21 protein-coding genes are annotated in these 20488 nt (G+C 38.2%); all 21 read right to left on the bottom strand.

From position 1 onward, the window contains the following. Positions 1–6: 6 nt before the first annotated feature. The 21 genes from HZL42_RS03565 to ftsL all read right to left on the bottom strand — a co-directional run bounded on the left by HZL42_RS03565 (position 7) and on the right by ftsL (position 20465). On the bottom strand, positions 7–666 hold the full coding sequence (locus tag HZL42_RS03565; RefSeq protein ID WP_219054301.1) for a histidine phosphatase family protein: 660 nt from the start codon (positions 664–666) through the stop codon (positions 7–9). 118 nt (positions 667–784) lie between these two features. Further along, positions 785–1912 carry a tRNA 2-thiouridine(34) synthase MnmA gene (mnmA, locus tag HZL42_RS03560; protein ID WP_219054300.1) on the bottom strand — a complete coding sequence of 376 codons (1128 nt, stop codon included), beginning with the start codon at positions 1910–1912 and terminating at the stop codon, positions 785–787. Positions 1913–2014: 102 nt separating this feature from the next. Then, positions 2015–2353: a cysteine desulfurase gene (locus HZL42_RS03555; protein WP_219054299.1), complete on the bottom strand. Its 339-nt coding sequence runs from the start codon at positions 2351–2353 to the stop codon at positions 2015–2017. Positions 2354–2364: 11 nt separating this feature from the next. Further along, a complete protein-coding gene (locus HZL42_RS03550) occupies positions 2365–3519 on the bottom strand; it encodes a cysteine desulfurase family protein (protein ID WP_219054298.1) in 1155 nt (384 codons plus the stop codon). Positions 3520–3540: 21 nt separating this feature from the next. Then, positions 3541–4233, bottom strand: a complete 693-nt coding sequence (locus HZL42_RS03545; protein WP_219054297.1) for a 5'-methylthioadenosine/adenosylhomocysteine nucleosidase — start codon at positions 4231–4233, stop codon at positions 3541–3543. Between the two features lie 13 nt (positions 4234–4246). After that, complete coding sequence (locus HZL42_RS03540) at positions 4247–4561, bottom strand: hypothetical protein (protein ID WP_219054296.1); 315 nt, start codon at positions 4559–4561, stop codon at positions 4247–4249. Next, positions 4562–5107, bottom strand: a complete 546-nt coding sequence (locus HZL42_RS03535) for an NUDIX hydrolase (RefSeq protein WP_219054295.1) — start codon at positions 5105–5107, stop codon at positions 4562–4564. It lies immediately after the preceding gene. Between the two features lie 59 nt (positions 5108–5166). After that, positions 5167–5376 carry a cold-shock protein gene (locus tag HZL42_RS03530; RefSeq protein WP_219054294.1) on the bottom strand — a complete coding sequence of 70 codons (210 nt, stop codon included), beginning with the start codon at positions 5374–5376 and terminating at the stop codon, positions 5167–5169. A gap of 52 nt (positions 5377–5428) precedes the next feature. Then, the gene (ileS, locus tag HZL42_RS03525) at positions 5429–8227 is read right to left on the bottom strand and encodes an isoleucine--tRNA ligase (protein WP_219054293.1); all 2799 of its coding nucleotides are present in this window, start codon (positions 8225–8227) and stop codon (positions 5429–5431) included. A 232-nt stretch (positions 8228–8459) separates the two neighbouring features. Then, complete coding sequence (locus HZL42_RS03520; RefSeq protein WP_219054292.1) at positions 8460–9233, bottom strand: DivIVA domain-containing protein; 774 nt, start codon at positions 9231–9233, stop codon at positions 8460–8462. A 15-nt stretch (positions 9234–9248) separates the two neighbouring features. Next, entirely contained in the window at positions 9249–10031 is a 783-nt protein-coding gene (locus HZL42_RS03515) for an RNA-binding protein (RefSeq protein ID WP_219054291.1), read from the bottom strand. After that, a complete protein-coding gene (locus HZL42_RS03510) occupies positions 10028–10309 on the bottom strand; it encodes a YggT family protein (RefSeq protein ID WP_219054290.1) in 282 nt (93 codons plus the stop codon). Before HZL42_RS03510 ends, HZL42_RS03515 begins: the two co-directional genes overlap by 4 nt. A gap of 18 nt (positions 10310–10327) precedes the next feature. Beyond that, positions 10328–10783: a cell division protein SepF gene (locus HZL42_RS03505; RefSeq protein WP_219054289.1), complete on the bottom strand. Its 456-nt coding sequence runs from the start codon at positions 10781–10783 to the stop codon at positions 10328–10330. Between the two features lie 26 nt (positions 10784–10809). Next, complete coding sequence (ftsZ, locus tag HZL42_RS03500) at positions 10810–12081, bottom strand: cell division protein FtsZ (protein ID WP_219054288.1); 1272 nt, start codon at positions 12079–12081, stop codon at positions 10810–10812. 19 nt (positions 12082–12100) lie between these two features. Continuing rightward, complete coding sequence (ftsA, locus tag HZL42_RS03495; RefSeq protein WP_219054287.1) at positions 12101–13447, bottom strand: cell division protein FtsA; 1347 nt, start codon at positions 13445–13447, stop codon at positions 12101–12103. 157 nt (positions 13448–13604) lie between these two features. Continuing rightward, entirely contained in the window at positions 13605–14432 is an 828-nt protein-coding gene (locus HZL42_RS03490) for a cell division protein FtsQ/DivIB (protein ID WP_219054286.1), read from the bottom strand. 23 nt (positions 14433–14455) lie between these two features. Beyond that, entirely contained in the window at positions 14456–15550 is a 1095-nt protein-coding gene (gene murG, locus HZL42_RS03485; RefSeq protein WP_219054285.1) for an undecaprenyldiphospho-muramoylpentapeptide beta-N-acetylglucosaminyltransferase, read from the bottom strand. After that, positions 15550–16926, bottom strand: a complete 1377-nt coding sequence (murD, locus tag HZL42_RS03480) for a UDP-N-acetylmuramoyl-L-alanine--D-glutamate ligase (protein ID WP_219054284.1) — start codon at positions 16924–16926, stop codon at positions 15550–15552. The genes murG and murD overlap by 1 nt, the downstream gene beginning before the upstream one ends. 28 nt (positions 16927–16954) lie before the next feature. Further along, positions 16955–17908, bottom strand: a complete 954-nt coding sequence (gene mraY, locus HZL42_RS03475) for a phospho-N-acetylmuramoyl-pentapeptide-transferase (RefSeq protein ID WP_219054283.1) — start codon at positions 17906–17908, stop codon at positions 16955–16957. 14 nt (positions 17909–17922) lie between these two features. Beyond that, the gene (locus HZL42_RS03470; RefSeq protein ID WP_219054282.1) at positions 17923–20088 is read right to left on the bottom strand and encodes a penicillin-binding transpeptidase domain-containing protein; all 2166 of its coding nucleotides are present in this window, start codon (positions 20086–20088) and stop codon (positions 17923–17925) included. Beyond that, positions 20085–20465 carry a cell division protein FtsL gene (ftsL, locus tag HZL42_RS03465; protein WP_219054281.1) on the bottom strand — a complete coding sequence of 127 codons (381 nt, stop codon included), beginning with the start codon at positions 20463–20465 and terminating at the stop codon, positions 20085–20087. Before ftsL ends, HZL42_RS03470 begins: the two co-directional genes overlap by 4 nt. Positions 20466–20488: the final 23 nt, after the last annotated feature.

Below are 20488 nucleotides of genomic sequence, written 5' to 3'. Positions count from 1 at the left end.
TTCCAATTAAATTGTATCGGTTGAGTCTAACTTTCTAGCTAGGTATTCAGTATCATTCCACTTTAATAACTGGAATGTTTTTCCCTGATCAGTAGTTTCTAAAATCGTCGTACTAGTGTTGGAAAGGCCGCCTCGTTTCCGTAAATCAGCTAACTTTTCACCCAAGAGGGAATTAATTAGGGCGTTCAAAGCAGCCCCATGGCTAACGATCATTATGTTTTGATCATCATTTGGATAGTCTTCAGCAATCATGCGAATGGCTGGCATCATTCTAGCCACCACTTCTTGAAAGTTTTCGCCCCCAATTTCGTGATTATCATACCGCTCTGGGTGTTCTCTAAAATTAGTAAATTGCTCTGGAAATGCCTTTTTAACATCCGTAAATTTTTGGCCTTCCATCTTACCCAAATGGAATTCTTCTAACCGGTTCCACAAACTAATTTGTGGGACTGTATTTAGCTGTTTGCGAATTCTTTCTGCTGTAACGCGGGCCCGTTTAATCGGACTCGCAAACACGTGCTCAAACTGAACGTCCTTAAAAAAAGCCGCTAGTTGATCCATTTCTTGATAACTAGTTTTTAAGAGTGGTGAGTCTCCCCCAGCTCCCTGATAACGACTTTCTAGGTTCCATTCTGTTTTACCATGCCGAATAAAATAAAATTTCATTTTTGTACCCCGTTATTTCTAATAGAATTAATATCTGCTATTCATTATAAACTGGATTCATAAAAAATTAAAACACCATACTATTTAGCATGGTGTTTTAACCGTCAATTGACGTAATTTAAATATATTGTAATTCAGCTTCATTTTGGTAAGCAGCATCGATAATGGCGGAACCTAAACATTCCTTCCCATCATATAGCACCACTGCTTGTCCTGGCGTAACGGCACGAGCAGGATCATCAAAGATCACCCGAATCTTTTTATGATCAGCACTAACCTTTACGGTAACCCCACAATCCTTTTGCCGATATCTAAACTTAGCGGTACAGTGGAATTCACTTCCCCGTTCAGAAATATCATTAACCCAAAAGGCATCTGAAGCATCTAGGTAGTCTGCGTATAGGTGTTCATTTTCATAACCTTTACCAACGTAGAGGATGTTTTTAGAAAGGTCCTTCCCAACAACAAACCATGGCCGATTATCCTTACCATCACCACCGATGCCAAGGCCCCGTCGTTGACCGATCGTATAGTACATCAAGCCATCATGGTTACCCTTTTCCTCACCATCAAAAGTCATCATCTTTCCGGGAGTGGCAGGAAGGTATTGGCCCAAGAAGTTTTTAAAGTTCTTTTCACCAATAAAACAAATTCCAACTGAATCCTTCTTATTAGCAACTACTAAATTAGCTTCCCGCGCAATCTTACGAACTTGGGGCTTAATCATCCCCCCAAGTGGAAACATTACCCGGTCAAGTTGATCAGCAGATAGCTGGCTTAAAAAGTAAGTTTGGTCCTTGTTTGAATCCGTTGCCCGTAATAAGTGGTTATGGCCAGCCTCATCACGATATAATTGGGCGTAGTGCCCAGTTGCAATGTAGTCGGCCCCTAGTTCCAAAGCGTAGTCTAAAAAGGCTTTGAACTTAATTTCCTTATTACAGATAACATCAGGATCAGGAGTCCGACCCTTTTTGTATTCTTCTAGGAAGTAGGTAAAAACCCGGTCCCAATATTCCTTTTCAAAATTAACGGAGTAGTATGGAATCCCAATTTGAGAAGCAACCTTAGCTACGTCTTTATAGTCTTCGGTTGCCGTACAAACTCCATTTTCGTCGGTATCATCCCAATTTTTCATGAAGACCCCAACAACATCATATCCTTGTTGCTTTAGAACGTAGGCGGTAACTGAAGAATCAACGCCACCACTCATTCCTACAACAACCCGAATTTTACTATTATCGGTCATTTATTTATCACCATCATTTCTTTAGATTTCTGAGAATCCACGATTTGAAGGTCGCAATTTCCAGTATTTAATATCTTACTAACTTAAAGGAAGAAATGCAAATTAATTCGTAATTGCCAATACCTTTCTTAAAATTAGGTTTTGGATTTGAAAATTCAATTGTTCAACATCTTCCGGATGCTTATCATCAAAGAGATTGACCTTTCTCAAACCCTTCGCATCTGTTACGACTAACTTGAGCTGCTTTAAATCCTTACTAATCCCAACTTTTAAAGTGAATCCAATGGCAGGATTAACCCCACTTAGTGGTTGTTTTAAAACAAAGCTGCCGTTATTTAACTTCTTAAATCCCATGTCTAATAGGGTAAATTGTTTAATTTCTGGACTGACCGTAAATTTACGATCGTCACCCGCTAGTTGATCGACAGTTGCAAATGCCATTCAACCACCTCCTAGTTATTTTTACTTAAGCGTTTAATAATTTTGGTAATTTCATCAATAAAGGTATTAATTTCAGTTTCGGTGGTGTAGGTCCCAAAACTAACTCGAATCGACTCGCCAATGCGCGGACTTTGTTTCCCGAACATTGCCACTAGGACATGAGAAGGTGAAATACTACCAGCAGTACATGCGGAACCCCCTGAAACAGCAATTCCTGCTAAATCTAGGTTAGTTTGTAATACATAGGTTGAAATCCCCTTAATCCAAAGGTTTAGCACGTGGTTTAAATTATCGGGCGCAATTTGGCCATTGACTGCGAAATTAACCCCGTTTTCTTGCAATCCATTAACGATCATTTCCTTAAAATGATAGTACTTTGCCTGCCGCTGCTTTTTTGCATCTGCATCAATCAACGAGACCGCTGTTGCAAACCCGGAAATGCCTGGAACGTTTTCGGTCCCCGCACGGCGCTTCATTTCCTGATCGCCACCCTTAATAAAACTAGGGAAACTAATATTTTTTTGTCGGTATAAAAAGCCCATCATCTTAGGACCATTAATCTTGTGAGCGGAAGTCGATAACATGTCAATATGATCCGCCTTAACATCGATATCCAATAATCCATAGGCTTGGACAGCATCAGTATGAAACCAAGCTTGATGATTCTTTAGTAATTCCCCGATTTCATGAATCGGCATTCTGCTCCCTACCTCGTTATTACCACTCATAATCGTAACTAAAATCGTTTCATCATCTAACGCATCCTTTAAGTCCTGAAGCGCAATGTTACCATTCTCATCAACTGGTAAATACGTCACTTTAAACCCCTTGGCCTCTAGATATTGCAGTGGCTTTAAAACCGCTTCATGTTCGATTGCAGTCGTGATGATGTGCTTACCCAACGACTGTCTAGATTCAGCAGTCTGGAGAATTGCGGTATTGTCACTTTCAGAACCACCACTGGTGAAAACAATTTCATTATCATCAGCATTAATGCTTTGGGCAATCAAGTGGCGACTATCCTCTAAAATCGTATGTGATTGCCGTCCTAGTCCGTATAGGGTGGATGCATTTCCAAATACGTTTTTAAATTTATCGTTCATATCGGCCAATACTTCGGCAGCAATCGGTGTCGTTGCCGCATTATCTAAATAAATCTCGTTCAAAGTTAGCCCGCTTTCTTTAATTTAATCTTGGTTTTGTAAAAAGTTTAACATCATCTTAGCTGATCGTTTCCCAGCTTCAACCACGAATTCATTAAAGCTCATGTCCGCATTTTCATCCCCAACATCAGACATTGCTCTAATTACAACGTATGGAATGTGGAATTGATTAGCAACTTGACCCACTGCGGCACCTTCCATTTCACTTGAAAGGGCATCTGGGAAGTGGTCTAGGATAGTGTCAATTTGTTTTTGACTGGCAATGAATTGATCCCCTGAAACAATCAAACCAGTTTTTGCTTCTAGCCCAACTGATTCAGCAGCTGCCATTACCTTATCAACAAACGAACGGTCAGCTTTAAAGCGCGCTGGTTGGTCAGGAACCTGTCCAAACTCATATCCAGCGGCAGTAGCATCTGCATCATGGTAAGCCGTTTCAGTTGAAATCACGACATCCCCAACTGATAATCCCTTCCCAATTCCAGCAGCTGATCCAGTATTAATAATAATATCAACGTCAAATTCAGTCACTAGGAGAACGGAAGTAATTCCAGCTTCAACCTTCCCAATTCCAGACTTCACTAATACTACTGATTCACCATTAATGGTTCCGGCAAAAAAGTCAATTCCCTTGATGTTTTTAGTAGTTTCATTTGCCAAACTGTCATGAAGGCTCTTAATTTCTTCATCCATCGCACATAAAATTCCGTATTTCATTTAATAACGCTCCTTAATTTACAAAAAATAAGACTAATAAAACAATTATGATTCCAACCGTGAAGAATAAAATTAATAAATCCAATCGCTTTGCAAGTCGCTTCGACTTATTTTCTGCAATTTGACGCTTGGTTTCTTTATCTTCCCAAATTTTATCCTCACGTATTTTTTTACGACTCAGTGGCTGTTCAGGAACTGGATCAGGATTATCAAAATTAGCTGATTCATTTGGATCCGTTTGCTGTTGTTCCTTCATTGCCCGGTATTGTTGGCGGGTTACAAATTCTGAATCAGAGTCAAAACGGTTCTTATCACCGATAAAATCCACCTACTTACTTAATAATTCCCAGTATAAAATGGCCATTGTCGTTTTAGCATCCTTAATTTGACCACTATCCAATAGTTGCTTAGCTTCACTTAATGAATATTCCTTGATGCCTAAATATTCACCTTGATCACGGGGTAATTCATCAGTCACGGGTTCTAAATCAGTCGCTAAATATAAATCCATGTACTCATCAGAAAACCCAACTGAGGTATAAAAACCAGTTAAGTGCTTCAAAGTCTTAGCATGGTAGCGAACCTCCTCGTTTAATTCCCGTACCATTGCCTCTTCAGAAGAACCGGTGTCCCTAGAATCAACCTTTCCAGCTGGAATTTCTAAGGTCACTTCTTGAACTGGGGCCCGCCACTGCGTTTCCATTAGCATCTTGTTATCCTTAGTAATTACCAGTGCCGCAACTGCTTTAGAGTGATAAACAATATCACGGCTCGCTTGCTTTCCATTCGGTAATTGAACGGTTTGTTTTTCAACATCAATAATGGAACCATGGTATTTAGGTTCCTTTTTAATTACCTTTTCTTCTAAATCCACTAATATCACCCACTTTACTGATTACTATAATTTTAGCGATAATTATTTCACTTTGCAATCTAATTAGCTTCGATTGGTTGTACCTTGGCTGCTTGCGGACCCTTTTGGCCTTCAACCACCACATATTGAACCTTTTCTCCTGGGGTCAGGGTCTTAAATCCTTCACCAATGATGGCTGAAAAATGAACAAATAACTGGTGCTTATCAGCCTCTTGAATGTAGCCAAAACCGCGTTTTTGATCGTATTCCTTTACAGTTCCAATTAACATCTTATCATTTCCTTTCCAATAAAAAAGCTGGGAATTATCCCAGCTTTTCTGATTATTCAGTGAATCCTTCTTTAGCAGTTTCAGGGAATTCTTGTCTAACGATTGCAGCACAACGTTGACAGAATTCTGGATAGTCAGGGTCAGAACCAACATCCTTAGTAGTTAAACGACACCGTTCACAAACCTTACCCTCCGCTTTTTCAACGGTAATGGCAACGTCATCACCATATTTATCAGCATCGGCTGGGGCTTCTTGATATTCTTTAACATCTAATTGTGAAACCAATAGAACTTGTTTAACGTTAGTATCTAATTCTTGGAGTAGTTGTTGATCCTTTTCGCTTAGATAAAGGGTTAACTTAGCTTCTGAAGCCTTCCCGATTAACTTTTGATCCCGAACTTTTTCAAGGGACTTCAAAACGTCTTCACGTAAATCCATAAATTTATTCCAGCGTGATAAGAGGGCATCCTCATTCGCAACCTGTTCTGGAACCGGCATTTCAGATAATTGAGCAAATTCTTCTGGTTCCTTCAAGAATTGCCAAACTTCTTCAGTCGTATGTGGCATTACTGGAGTAAGGAGCTTAGTCAAAGCAACGACCGCCTTATAAATAACGGTTTGCATTGAACGTCTAGAAACACTATCCTTTGCATCAATGTATAAAATATCCTTTGCAATATCCAAGTAGAATGCCGATAAATCAGTATTAACAAACTTTAAGACCGCCTTGTAGATATTTAAGAAGTCATAGTGGTCATAATAATCCTTAATTTCAGCAATAAACCGATTTAATTTAACGAACATAAATTGATCCAATGCACTCATTTTGTCAAATGGAACCGTATTTTCCTTTGAGTCAAAGTCGCTAGTGTTAGCTAGCATGTATCTAATCGTATTTCTAATCTTCTTGTAACTATCAGATACCTTAACAAAGTTTTCCATTGAAACCCGCACATCAGCTGAGGTATCAACAGAAGTCACCCAGGTTCTAACGATGTCGGCTCCCATCTTTTCAATTACTTCAGCAGGCGCAATTGTATTGCCAAGGGACTTACTCATCTTGTGCCCCTCACCATCAAGGGTAAACCCTTGTGAAACTAATTGTTTGTATGGCGCATGACCAGAAACCGCAACACTGGTAATTAAACTAGAGTTGAACCAGCCCCGATATTGGTCAGATCCTTCAAGATACATATCAGCTGGATAAGTAAGGTATGAACGTTCTGCAAGCACCCCTTGGTGAGATGAACCGGAATCAAACCAAACATCCATGATGTCATTTTCCTTGGTAAATTTACCATTTGGTGAATGTTCATTCTTATATCCTTCAGGCAGCAAGTCCTTCGCTTCACGTTCGAACCAAACGTCCGAACCATACTTGCTAAACAAATCAGCAACGTGATCGATGGTTTGTTTATCTAAAATTGGGGTCCCATCTTCAGCGTAAAAAATTGGAAGGGGAACTCCCCAAACCCGTTGTCTAGAGATTACCCAGTCACTACGATTAGCAATCATATTATGAAGTCGTTTTTGACCCCAATCTGGCTTGAATTTAACTTCATCAATCGCTGCTAAAATTTGATCCTTAATCTTATCGACCGAAGCAAACCATTGAGTAGTTGCCCGATAAATAATCGGCTTTTTAGTCCGCCAATCAAATGGATAACTATGTTCAATTGGCATGTACTTCAACATTAAGTTCAATTCTTTTAACTTATCTAATGAAATCTTGTTTGCATCTTCATAAAATACCCCTTCGAAGTCCTTTCCGGCTTCCTTGGTTAGGTATCCTTTAGAATCAACATCCACGAAAACATCCAATCCGTACTTTTTACCAACTTGGTAATCATCATCCCCAAAACCAGGAGCAGTATGAACTAATCCAGTCCCGGCGTCTAAAGTAACGAAGTCCCCTAACATGGTTAATAAGCGTCGGCTGTGATCAAATGGATGCTCTGCTTCAACGTATTCAAGATCCTTCCCTTTAAGGGTCTTAACCACTTCGTAGTCTTCCCAACCAAACATTTCAGCATCCTTCGCTAATAAGTCGGTTGCAACCACAAACTTACGATCGTCTCCAGCTGGTTTAACAACTGAATAATCGAAGTTAGCGGAAACGGTAATTCCCATGGAAGCTGGAATGGTCCATGGAGTAGTAGTCCAGACAGCAAGGTAGGTATTATCATCTAAGACGCCCTTGCCATCAACCACCTTTTCACCATAAAAAGCAGATGGCGAAGTAACATCATGATATTCAACTTCAGCTTCAGCGAGGGCTGATTCTGATGACCATGACCAGATAACCGGCTTTAATCCACGATAAATCAATCCATTTTCTGCCATCTTGCCGAAGACCCTAATTTCAGCAGCTTCAAATTCTGGTGCTAATGTAAGATATGGGTTATCCCATTCTCCACCAACCCCTAACCGCTTAAATTCAGCCTTTTGGCGTTCAACTTGTTTTAATGCGTAGTCATGACATAACTTTCTGAACTCGTTAGTGTTCATCTTTTTACGATCATAACCAGCTTGGGTTAATTTTTGTTCAATTGGTAGTCCGTGGGTATCCCAACCAGGAACGTATGGTGATCTAAAACCATTCATTGATTTATAACGAACAATAAAGTCTTTTGAGATTTTGTTCATCGCATGTCCCATATGAATATCACCATTTGCATATGGAGGTCCATCATGAAGGACAAATGTTGGCTTACCTTCGTTTAATTTTTGACGTTGTTCATAAACTTTATTTTCAGCCCATACATTTTGGCGTTCAACTTCCTTAACAGGTAAGTTTCCACGCATTTTAAACTTGGTCTTTCCTAAGTTAAGTGTGTCCTTTACTCGCATTTAAATCCGCTCCTTTAGAATTTATATACAAAAAAAGACTTCATCCAAGGGACGAAATCTTCCGTGGTACCACCCAATTTTAGAATACATAAATTCTCTTATTTGATAATTGAATTGACTATGTATAATAGCCAGGATTGATGGAAAATAATAAAATCACACTGCCGAACTCTCACCACACTTCGACTCGCTTAAGGCATTTTATATTTTCACTATCCCATTCAACTTAATATTAAATTTGTCTAGTAGATCCATCTGGAAAATAAACAATTGTCGGATGCTTACCGTCCGAAGGCTGATAAGCAGGCTGTGAATTAAAGTTTAATGGTTGTTCATTAACATTAATTTGGTTGTTATTAACATTTGAATCTTGATTTGATTTTACACTCTCGGTTTGTATTTTGTCAAGATTATTAATTACTTCATTAGCATAACTATCCGGACTACTTTCTAAAACCTTATCCCAGTTAGTATTTTGAACTAATTCTAGTTGACCTTGAATGAGGTTATTTAACTTTTGCCTAAAGTCTTGAGTAGATTTCTTTAGGGTATTAATTTCTGAAGTAAGTGCTGATGCTTGATTAGCTGATTCAGAAACGATTTGGTTTGAGTGCTGATTAGCATTATTAAGAATTGCGTTAGCCTGTTGGTTAGCATTATTAGTAATATCATTCGCTTTTTGATTAGCATTGTTGATGATTATACTTGCCTGTTGATTGGCGTTATTAATAACAGTTTGTGCTTCACCATTAGCATTATTTTTAACGTTATCAGCAGCTTGTTGAGCAACTAAAATCGATTGATTAAGTGAATTTTGCATTTCATTGAATTGCTTCAATTGAGCCTGAGTATCGCTTAAAGCGGATCTCAAATCCTCGTTTTGCTTAATCGTAATTTGGTAGTCTTTAATAATTTGATCTAAGAAGTCATTCACTTGATCAATGTTATATCCGCGCATTTTGATTGAAAACTCTTTATTATGAATATCTTGTGGACTTAAAACCATTTCGATTCCCCCAAATCATTTTTTTAGTATTGACAGGTTAACCCTTAATTTATTGCGACGACTTATTCCCAATACTTCTGAAACCTTCAAGCGTCCATAACCCCGCACTGATAGGACATCATTAATTTCCAACTCATAATCAGGACGATTAAATTCGCCCCAGTTTAAATGTATTTTACCATGGACGACTAGTTCTTTGGCAACGTTTCGCGAAATATTAAATCCTTTTGCAATTACGTTATCAATTCGAAGCGAAGTGATTGTTGTATTAACTGTTTTCCACTCATTTACAGGTTCAATTATTTTGTTGATTGGTAGCTGTTTAAGGTTAACCTTAATCTTTCCAATCCGATCAATTTGGTCACGTAAATACGTCTCCATTTCAGACTCTGTAACAAATTGCCACCGGATGCCGTCAAATAAAATATCTCCAATTACATTGCGCTCAATCCCAGAACCAATTAAAGTTCCTAAAATTTGACTATGGTGTAAGTTAGCAAACTTAGTCGGATAGTTTATTTCAAATAGGCATAGCTTAAAATCATCTTGGGTGGGCTCAAAATAACTGGGATATATTAGTGCTCGTTGCATCTCAGAATTATGTAGACCCCCAAAGCTAGATAGGTTAACATCATCAAAACCATTCACTATGATTTGTAGTAAGTATACCTGCCTGGGGTTCAAAAAACTGGTTAAAAACGGACGATACTCATTAATTGATTGTGAAACTAAATCATCCATTGATTCTAAAAATGGAATTTCATCTTTTCTAAAATGTTGTTCTATATTTTCATTCATAGTAAATTCAATACCAGGAGTTCAATTTTTACTAAAATTGATTGCAAAACTTGTAGTAAAATTAATGCAATTATTGGTGATACGTCCACCATTCCAATTCTAGCAAAGCTAAATAATCTTAAAAATGGGGTAACAAATCGACTAATGAATTGACCAAATTTAGAGTACGCAGCATTCGGTAACCAGTTTAATAAACAATAAATCGCTATCATAATCATATAAAGCGATATTAATCGATTTAATACGAAAAAGATTAAATCAATAATGGTCCCCAGCATATTTATCAGTCCAACTCCTTATCTAAAACGATCGCTGAGCCCCTTCTTTTCATCTCCACCAATTTCAAATTTATGGGGAGTGAATAAAAAGACCCGACTACCAATTCTCTCAACACTGCCATCCAGTGTAAAAACAGCACCGCTTAAAAAATCAATGATTCTAGTGATGGCATTGCTATCAGTATGCGCAAAATTAACAATTGCGGCATTGTTATCAATTAAGCTACTAGCAATTTTTTTAGCATCTGAATAGATACGGGGTTCAAAAATTGATATTTTACTACTTTGACTTTGTTTTTGTTGAATTGAGATAATTTTCTTTTCAGGATGGGTATCTGACGGCTTTGGGGTTGACTGCTCAGGATGAATTTGTGAAGTTGGTCGACGGTTAGATTTATCTTCCCGTTGATCAAAATCATTTTCATCATCACCATCAAGGCCGAAAAACTTGCTAAACTTGAACTTGTCAGACAAAAAAGCCACTCCCCTCACTTAATGCGTTATTTATTACGACGACGGAATTTAAAGAATGGTGGTAAGTCATCATCTGAATCGTCACTGTTGTTATTGTTAGAACTCGTATCAATGTTATTAGCATCAAATGGATCAAAACTAGAATGATCATTTCCTTGACTAGGGCTATCATTCCCAGTTTGAGGTTGATTATTAATATCCCAATTATCAACTGGATCGTTTTGGACCGTTTGTCTTGGCTTAGTAACGTTACCATTGTTAATGTCATTATTAATTCTTGGGTTTGAACCATTAACCGGTTGGTTGATGGTTCGATTTGGTTGTTGGTGATTGTTGTCGTTACCCTTATCAATTCCAGTTGCAATAACAGTCACCCGTACTTCATCACCAAGGTCCTTGTCAATGGAAGTCCCAAAGATGATATTAACGTCACTACTTGTTGATTGAGCAACAATTGAGGAAGCATCTTGTGCTTCAAATAATGATAGGTCCGGACCACCAGTAATATTCAATAATACTTGTTGCGCACCATCAATGGAAGCTTCCAATAGTGGTGAAGAAATCGCTTTCTTAGTTGCTTCAGCAGTTCTATTTTCACCAGATGCAGATCCGACTCCCATTAATGCAGAACCTTGGTTTTGCATAACGGTTTTAACATCGGCAAAGTCCAAGTTAACATATCCAGGATTAGTAATTAAATCTGAAATTCCTTGAACCCCTTGACGTAAAACATTATCGGCTTCTTTGAAGGCTTCCATCATTGGCGTTTTTTTGTCAACCATTTCCAATAAGCGGTTATTAGCAATCACAATCAAGGTATCAACGTTTTCCTTCAGCGCAGCAACCCCTTCAGCAGCATAACGAGAACGCTTAGGTCCTTCAAAACTAAATGGTCGTGTAACAACCCCCACCGTTAATGCACCTTGGTCCTTAGCAATTTTAGCTGCAATTGGGGCAGCACCATTACCAGTTCCACCACCCATTCCAGCAGTAACAAAAACCATGTCAGCACCTTCTAAGGCTTCACCAATGGCTTCTTCGCTTTCTTCAGCAGCCTTACTACCAACTTCTGGATTAGAACCAGCACCAAGTCCACGAGTCAATTTAGGACCTAATTGAATTTTAGTTTGTGCTTGGGAAGTATCTAATGCCTGAACATCGGTATTTGCAACGATGAATTCAACACCCTTTACGTCATCCGCAATCATTCGATTAACAGCGTTACTACCTCCGCCACCAATCCCAATTACTTTTATTTTCGCACCCTTATTTTCAGATGCATCTAGTGAAAATTCCATTGTAAATTCCTCCGTTTACTTAGTCATCGATTAACTTATGGAAAAATCCTTGAATCGATTGGCCTATCTTTTTCTTATTTTTAGAACGTCCCTTAGGTTCGCTCACTGATTCATTTTGCTCGAGTTGGCTTTGTTCAGTTTCGTAATTTTCAGCATAATCATTTTCACGTTGACTATCAAGATTATTAGCTTTAAAATCAGCCCCATTCTTCAGGACCGAACGAACCAATACCTCAATTTCGCTCATATTAGCACGATAAGAAACTAACGCTAGTGCTAATGCGTATGATGGATGTCTTAGCCCCATTTGGTCAGGAACAAATACTTGAACATTATTATTGAAAGTATCAGCTGCTAATGTAGCAATTCCAGGTAATGCAGAAACCCCACCAGTAAGCATAATCCCACCGGGCAAACCTAAGGCAGAAATACTGCTTAATCCCTGCTTTAAGCGTCCAAAAATTTGTTCTAATCGAGCTTGAATAATTTCAGAAAGAATCTTTTCAGAAATTTGAGCTGGTTGGCTTTGTCCCACAACTTCAATCGGAAGCTTGTTTTCATCGGAAGCATCCACTGAATCAGCATATCCATAGTCTAACTTAAGTTTTTCAGCACTTTGCATTGAGGTGTTTAAAACGACAGAAATATCCTTAGTGATGAATTCGCCACCCTCTTTATCAACGGTGGTGTACTTTAATTGACGATCATGAATCACAGAGGCAGTTGATTGGCCACCACCTAAATCAATTAAAATGGTTCCAAAGTCTTGTTCACCGTCGTTAAGAACGTACTTCCCCAAAGCAAGGGGGCTAACAATCGTGGATTCAATTGTTAATCCTGCCTTTTGAACTGCCCGCTCAACATTATGAATAATTGTCTTAGGGCCAGTAATTATATGCCCACGCATTTCTAGCCGAACCCCGACCATCCCACGGGGATCCTTAATTCCATCAAACCCATCAACAATGAATTGGTCGGGAATTGCGTCAATTACTTGTCTTTCTGGTGGTAAATTTTTCACCATTGCAGAAATTGTGACTTGTTGTACATCTGTATCTCTAATTTCTCGTGATTGATCAGAAATCGCAACCATTCCACTACAAGGTTCAATCTTAATTAAGTTCGCAGGAATTCCAACCACAACATCACTGATTTGAATACTTGCCTTTTCTTCAGCTTGACTTACTGCCTGCTTAATCGATTGAGCTGCTTTGTCAATGTCAACAATGATTCCCCTGTCAACACCTTCAGAACTGGAATTTCCAACCCCTAAGACGTTCATTTGTCCCTTAACTTCTTCAGCAACAATAACCTTGATAGAGGTAGTTCCAATATCCAGTCCAACATACATTCCTGAATTATCCATATTAGCTAGGAAACCTCCAATTGATTAGATTATTTTTAATAATTAATATTAAAATTGAATTTATTTTATTTTTATAAACAATAATAAATCGGTTAAAATCAAGATAATTTTAACACAAACAGCACCATTACAAAAGATTAACTAAAAATAATTAAGATTATTTTTTATTCTTAATTGGATAAGAATACGCTCCCACTTCTAAATTAATAATGGAGGGTTTTTTAATTTTTGAAACAATTGACGGGTAATAGCTCATCTTTGATGCAAACGTTTCACTCTTTGCGTACACAATATTTTTATCGTGCATCGTAATCTTAATTCGATTTGGATCATAACTCGTCGGATCTTTTTGAATTTTAATAATATTATTCTTAATTGTTTTGGATAGCTTATTATATTGAATTGCAATTGATTTTAGATTGCTATTTGGCTTGAAATTAACAAAAATTGGTAAGTCAGACGATGGTGATAACAAATAGCGGTTAATAATCTCACCATTGTCAACCACAATGTAATACTTATCCTTACTGTATAAATATCCAGCCGTTCCATATTCAACCACCTTAAAGTTAACATTGTTAAAATTATTAATTGTTAAGGTCGCACTTTTAACCTGTGGATTCTGTTTTAAGAATTGCTTCTCCAATTGACTCCGGTGGTTAAAAGTATGAATTACTGAGTCGCCTTTTTTAATTGGAATCGTAGTTACTAAATGATTAGCGCTTAACTTGCTATTTCCACTAACCGATCGATTAGCAACCCGACTCAGTGGTGAAACTAAGTATATAAGAAAGACCAAGATTAATAATAAGCAAATAATCGTCAAGCAGAATTTTAGAATGGTCGCATTCCACTTAACTGCCAAGCCCTTCTTGAATCGGTTCTTTTTTACGTCTGGTTCATTTTGATAACGATTCTGATATTTCTCCCAGGGAGTCTGACTGGCGGAACTTTGTTGATTTGTTTGATTGGTTTTTCTAGCCATTTGACAAACTCCCCTTCCAAATTTTAGTCGTTAATAACGGAACGCATTACTTGATACAACCTAGTAGCAGCATCAGGAACCCCAATTGCCTTAGATTGTTTAGCCATTGATTCTCGCTTATCTTTATCATGCATTAGTTGATCAATATTTTCAACTAGGGTTTTAGCATTTAAATCATCTTCAGTAATCATTAGTGCGGCCCCATTATCAACCAAGCTCTTTGCATTCTTAGTTTGATGATCAGCAGTAACGTATGGGCTAGGGATTAGAATCGATGGAATTCCAATTGCCGTAATTTCAGCTAAACTAGTGGCTCCCGCACGACCAACAATTAAAGCAACCTTTGGCAGCATTTCTGGCATGTTAGCAATATAGGGTTTAATCACAATGTTTGAACCCAACTGAAGTTTTCCAAGCTCTTGTTTTACATCAACGTACCGATTTTGTCCGGTTACGAATAAAACCTGATATCTTCGTTTACTAAAGGTCTGCATTGCCTGAATGGTCGATTCGTTAATCTTAAGTGCCCCTTGACTTCCACCGAAAATGAGGACGGTTGGAACATCATCCTTTAATCCATATTCTGACCATTTAAAATGACTTACTACACTAGCCGCTTGTTGAGCCCTTGGATTACCAACAAAGACGACCTTGGACTGAGGAAATTGCTCAGCAGCAGCTTTAAAGGCAATTCCAATTTTATCAACGTAACGCGATAAAAAACGATTCGTCAATCCAACGATACTATTTTGTTCATGAATCATCGTTTTAATGTGCAATTTATGAGCTGCATACACCACCGCCCCAGATACGTATCCACCGGTCCCAATTACAATATCTGGTTTAAATTGCTTGATGATTTTCTTAGAATCCCGAACACTCTTCAAAAACAGGCCAATGGTCTTAAAGTTTTCAAATGATAATGAACGCTTAAACCCTTGAATCTTTAGTTCTTTAAATGGAATTCCACGTTGGGGCACAATATTTTTCTCTAATCCCCTAGTGGAACCAATGTATAGAACTTCTGAATCCGGTTCTTGCTTTTTCACTTCTTCAATTAAAGCTAGTGCTGGGTAGATATGCCCCCCAGTTCCACCACCAGATACAATCAAGCGCATTATTTTTCCTCCTGTTTTCCAGTTAACTTTTCAACATCCTTTATGAATTCATCCCCACGCACTTCAAACGTCTTAAACTGATCCCAGCTAGCATTTGCTGGCGATAGTAATATAATATCACCAGCAGAACTCATGTCGTATGCAACCGGAACTGCTTCATCCAAAGTGTTAACTAACTTGATTTGGGGAACATTTGCCTTTTTAGCCGCATCTTCTAGCAGGTGCTTCGTTTCTCCAAATAACACAATTCCCTTTACATGCTTAGCAAAATCAGGAACTAGTTTATCAAATTTATAGCCCCGGTCTAATCCACCTGCAAGTAAAATGATAGGTTGATTAAAACCACGTAGCGCCATTTGAGTTGCTTCAATATCGGTTGCCTTAGAGTCATTATAGTACTTCCGGCCATCAGCGGTTAAAACATACTGGACCCGATGTCTAACCCCGCCAAAAGTAGTTAAAACGTGCTTAATTGCCCGATTTGATTTCCCCATTACCTTAGCAACTGCAATTGCTGCCAATGCATTTTCAACGTTTTGCTCTCCAGGAATCCGAATTTCGTCTGCGTCCATGATGTAATCATCTTTGAAATATAATTGCCCATTTAATTCATAGGCCCCGTCCCTAGACTTTGCTAACCTAGAAAATGGAACAATCTGGGCCTTACTTTGTTGACTTAGTACTTGGAGTTCTTCTGAATCAAAATTAACCACAAAATAATCATTTGCATCCTGATTCATCGTGATTCTCATTTTAGCCTTAACATAATTTTCACGAGTTTTATGGTAATCTAAGTGGTTAGCAAAAATATTGGTTAGGACTGCAATATGCGGGTGTAAATTAGTAATTCCTAATAGCATAAAACTAGAAATTTCCATTACCACGGTGTCATCCTTAGTGGTGGTTTCAGCGATCTTAGATGCAGAAACACCAATATTACCGACCGCATAAGCATTTCCAGCTGGTCGTTCTTGGTTTAACATCTTGGTAATCATTGTAGTCGTGGTCGTTTTTCCATTACTACCAGTTACACAAATCAGGTCCCCTTCATTAATTTCACTAGCTAACTCTACCTCAGTAATAATTGGTAATCTAAGTGCCATTGCCTTTTTGACAACCACGTTATCATATGAAATCCCAGGATTTTTAACCATTAAATCAAACTGCGCATCTAGTAAATTATCGGGGTGCCCACCTGTAATGACCTTAACTGATGAATCTAGTTCAGATAATCCGCTCAACTTAGATTCTGGCTGTGAATCATTAACGGTAACCTGCGCCCCTAATTTAACCAGTAAATTAGCTGCATTAATCCCACTTTTACCAGCACCTAATACAAGGACCTTCTTATTTTGATAGTTACTAATTGATTTCATTGTTATGCCTCCAAGTTAAACCAGTTTTTTAAATAATGAACAATACTCCAGTGACTGCAGCAAATAAGCCTACTAACCAGAATACGATATCAACTTTCCATTCTGACCATCCACTCATTTCAAAGTGGTGATGAATTGGTGACATTTTAAAAATCCGATTCCCAGTTAATTTAAAAGAGGCTACTTGTAAGATAACACTTAGGGTTTCAATCACAAAAACAATTCCAATCCAAACTAATGACAATTCATGATGTAAAAGGATGGACACCGCTGCCAATGCACCTCCTAGGGATAATGATCCCATGTCCCCCATAAAGATTCTAGCTGGCTTATGGTTAAAGAACATAAATGCAATCATAGCCCCTACAACCGATGCACAAAAAATTAAGATTTCAAATTGCCCTTGAACGTAAGCAACTACTCCGTAGGCACTGAATGCAATGATTGACAATCCGGAAACTAATCCATCTAGACCATCGGTTAAGTTCACTGCATTTGAAAACCCAGTTAACCAAATAATAATGAAGATAGCGTATAACCAGCCTAAATGAATATCACCAATGAACGGAATTCTTAATGATAGTGGGAAATAGTAACTAAATACCCAGGTGAACACAATTCCACCAACAATTTGGCCTAAAAATTTTTGCCACGCCTTTAGGCCTTCATTTTGTCTTTTGAATAGCTTAATACTGTCATCCCACATGCCTAAAAGTCCATATAGTAACAATATGAACAGTAAAATTAAAAGCGTGGGCTTTAATTGGCCGACAAACAAAGCGTATAAAATGCTAGTAATTATGATTGCAATAATAAACCAGAGGCCTCCCATTGTGGGGGTGCCTGATTTTTTTTCATGCCACTTAGGGCCCTCTTCCCTAATCATTTGGCCTTCGTGCTTAGATACAAAATACTTAATTAACTTTGGCATTCCAGCTAATGTAATCACAAAACTAATTAGTATTGGGATAATCCAATTCATAATTTTATCAATCCTTAATTTTTATTAAATTTAACCTTCAAAGTCTGGTTATTACTAATAATCGTTCCCGAACCAATGCTTTGGGTGGCAGCAACTCCCTCACCACTTGCAGATAATTTCAGACCCGTTAATTGGCAATAAACGGCAACATCTGATTCACTCCATCCCTTTAGATTAATCATTCTTTGGGTGCCACTTGTAAGTAAAATCACCTTTCGATTTTTAAATACTGTTTCACCACTAGAAATGGACTGCTTAGTAATTGTATTTCCAGTTCCAACAATCGTAGCTTGTAATCCAGCCGCCTTTAATTTATCACTAGCTGTTGAACTACTTACTCCAATTAGATTCGGGACCTTTACTGAATTACTATTCGAAGTAGCCCGAGCACTGTCCTCAGATAGAGCCCGCTTTAATACTGGATTAAAAATTTGGGCTAAGTATTGCGAAGCCGTCATTTTACCATTCAAGTTTGGTTGCTTCATCGTTACATACATAACGTACTTAGGATCACTAGCGGGGGCCATTCCTGCAACTGAATATAGATAGCTATCATCTCCAGATGCATAGCCACCACTACCGTTACTTACCTGTGCGGTCCCTGTTTTAGCAGCAATTCGATATCCTGGGATTTTGTAGTCAGAACCGATTCCATAGGGCTTATAAACAACGTCTTCCATGTGTTCGCGAACCTGTTTAGCGGTGTCTGCACTAATTGGAGTTCCAACGACCTTCTTAGGATAAGATTTGACCACCTTATTATTATTTGGATTAACAATCTTGGTGATAAAGCGTGGTTGTAACATTTTTCCGTTATTAGAAACGGCTGACAAAGCTCTCATTACCTGCATTGCAGTAACTTGAATCCCCTGTCCAAATGCAGTATTGGCCTGTTCAATTGGGTAGTTAAATTGGATACTACCGCTTTGTTCGCCATCTAATCCAGTATTTGTACTCTTCAAGAATTGGAAGCGTTTGATGTAGTTCAACCAAGTCTTAGGACCCATATTCTGTTCTAGATGGGCCATCGCAACATTACTTGAAAGTGCAAATCCCTTATTATAGGTAATTGTTCCCCAACCGTTTGGATTCCAGTCCGGAACAACATTGCCATCAACATTATACTTTCCTGATTGGTAATAAGCATTTCCATTATAATTTTTACTATTGATTGCAGCAGCCATTGTGAAGACTTTCATGGTAGAACCAGGTTCGTATTGATCTTCAACCAATGTATCCCGCCAGATGCTTCCAATTCCTTCTTTATTCGTAGCATTAAAGGTTGGTCGTTGAGTCGCAGCTAAAATTTCTCCAGTCTTAGCGTTCATTAAAATTGCGTTCATTGATGAAGGATGTACTTGAGCGTAAACATTAGACATCTCAGTCTCTAATAAAGTCTGTAAGCGATAGTCGATGGTGGTATAGATATTATCACCATCCCTGGCTGGTTTATCCTTCTTCACCCCGTTTGGCAGTTGGTATCCATAAACATCGTTTTGGACCTTCTTAATTCCATCGGTTCCAGTTAAGTAGTTATTAAACGCCTTTTCAATTCCCATTTGACCAACTAAACTAGTGCTATCAGTCTTAGTATTAGTAACGGGAGAGGCAATTCCAATCAAGTGAGAAGCAAAAATCCCGTTTGGATAAAGCCGTGACTGCTGTTGAATGAAGTTAATCCCCCGTAGGTGTTGGGCGTCAATTTTTTGCTTAGTGGTAAGTGAAATATTCTGACCAGCACTCCCAAATTCTACTTGGAATGCGTTTTTATCAGCTGGATTTAAGTCTTTCAATGCTCGCTTATATGAAATTGGTAAAATCTTAGAAAGTGCTCTGGCAACCCGCTTTTTATCATCAACATAAATGGGTTTCCCATTAACGCTCTTTTGGTTTTTATCTAACACCGCATACATTGAATAGGTGCTAGTATCTTCAGCAATCGGTTGATTATTGGCATCATAGATGGTTCCCCGCTTAGATTTTAAAACGCTGGTTTGTGTATACAGATTTTGCGCTTTTTTAATTAAGTTGACGTCACTAACGTTATTAAACAGTCCGATATAGGAAAACCGTAATGCCAATACAACAAAAACGAAAAGGGATAAACCCAAGAGGCCTACCCCGTACTTTTTACGATTTGAGTTGATTGTCCTTTTTCCAATTAAAGATTTTTTACTCATTTCCTAACATTCCTTATATTATTATTAGAAAGCGATAAACCCTTTTCTTGAGCAATTTTTTGAAGCCGACTACTACTCTGTAGCTCACTCACTTCTTGCTTAAGATTTCCATTATCGTTATGTATTTTATCAACAGTTTGGTTAACGTTTTGAAGATTTTGTTGAGCAGTACTGAGCCCACCTTTAACTCCAATTGAAAGCAAAGTAAGAATAATTAATCCTGCTAAAAAAGAGCAGTACAAAAATTTCTCCCCAGTAGAAATACCATGTTTCTTTTGGGGTTGGGGGGTTCTCGTCTGGCGGAAATTGCCACGTTGCTTTCCGTCAGGAATCATTCCCTCGTCTGGTGTTTGCACGTACAAACTTTTTTCCATCATAAGCATCATCAACTCCTATCTAA

The sequence above is a fragment of the Lactobacillus sp. Sy-1 genome (assembly GCF_019303535.1).
Taxonomy (GTDB): domain Bacteria; phylum Bacillota; class Bacilli; order Lactobacillales; family Lactobacillaceae; genus Nicoliella.
This window is presented reverse-complemented; position numbering and strand designations above follow the sequence as displayed.

Coding starts and splice junctions, on each gene's coding strand:
- murG (WP_219054285.1), bottom strand. CDS start 15,550: ATGCGCTTGATTGTATCTGGTGGTGGAACTGGGGGGCATATCTACCCA.
- ileS (WP_219054293.1), bottom strand. CDS start 8,227: ATGCGAGTAAAGGACACACTTAACTTAGGAAAGACCAAGTTTAAAATG.
- ftsL (WP_219054281.1), bottom strand. CDS start 20,465: ATGATGGAAAAAAGTTTGTACGTGCAAACACCAGACGAGGGAATGATT.
- mnmA (WP_219054300.1), bottom strand. CDS start 1,912: ATGACCGATAATAGTAAAATTCGGGTTGTTGTAGGAATGAGTGGTGGC.
- HZL42_RS03565 (WP_219054301.1), bottom strand. CDS start 666: ATGAAATTTTATTTTATTCGGCATGGTAAAACAGAATGGAACCTAGAA.
- HZL42_RS03520 (WP_219054292.1), bottom strand. CDS start 9,233: ATGGTTTTAAGTCCACAAGATATTCATAATAAAGAGTTTTCAATCAAA.
- murD (WP_219054284.1), bottom strand. CDS start 16,926: ATGAAATCAATTAGTAACTATCAAAATAAGAAGGTCCTTGTATTAGGT.
- HZL42_RS03470 (WP_219054282.1), bottom strand. CDS start 20,088: ATGAGTAAAAAATCTTTAATTGGAAAAAGGACAATCAACTCAAATCGT.
- mraY (WP_219054283.1), bottom strand. CDS start 17,908: ATGAATTGGATTATCCCAATACTAATTAGTTTTGTGATTACATTAGCT.
- ftsA (WP_219054287.1), bottom strand. CDS start 13,447: ATGGATAATTCAGGAATGTATGTTGGACTGGATATTGGAACTACCTCT.
- HZL42_RS03555 (WP_219054299.1), bottom strand. CDS start 2,353: ATGGCATTTGCAACTGTCGATCAACTAGCGGGTGACGATCGTAAATTT.
- HZL42_RS03515 (WP_219054291.1), bottom strand. CDS start 10,031: ATGAATGAAAATATAGAACAACATTTTAGAAAAGATGAAATTCCATTT.
- ftsZ (WP_219054288.1), bottom strand. CDS start 12,081: ATGGAATTTTCACTAGATGCATCTGAAAATAAGGGTGCGAAAATAAAA.
- HZL42_RS03530 (WP_219054294.1), bottom strand. CDS start 5,376: ATGTTAATTGGAACTGTAAAGGAATACGATCAAAAACGCGGTTTTGGC.
- HZL42_RS03510 (WP_219054290.1), bottom strand. CDS start 10,309: ATGCTGGGGACCATTATTGATTTAATCTTTTTCGTATTAAATCGATTA.
- HZL42_RS03490 (WP_219054286.1), bottom strand. CDS start 14,432: ATGGCTAGAAAAACCAATCAAACAAATCAACAAAGTTCCGCCAGTCAG.
- HZL42_RS03545 (WP_219054297.1), bottom strand. CDS start 4,233: ATGAAATACGGAATTTTATGTGCGATGGATGAAGAAATTAAGAGCCTT.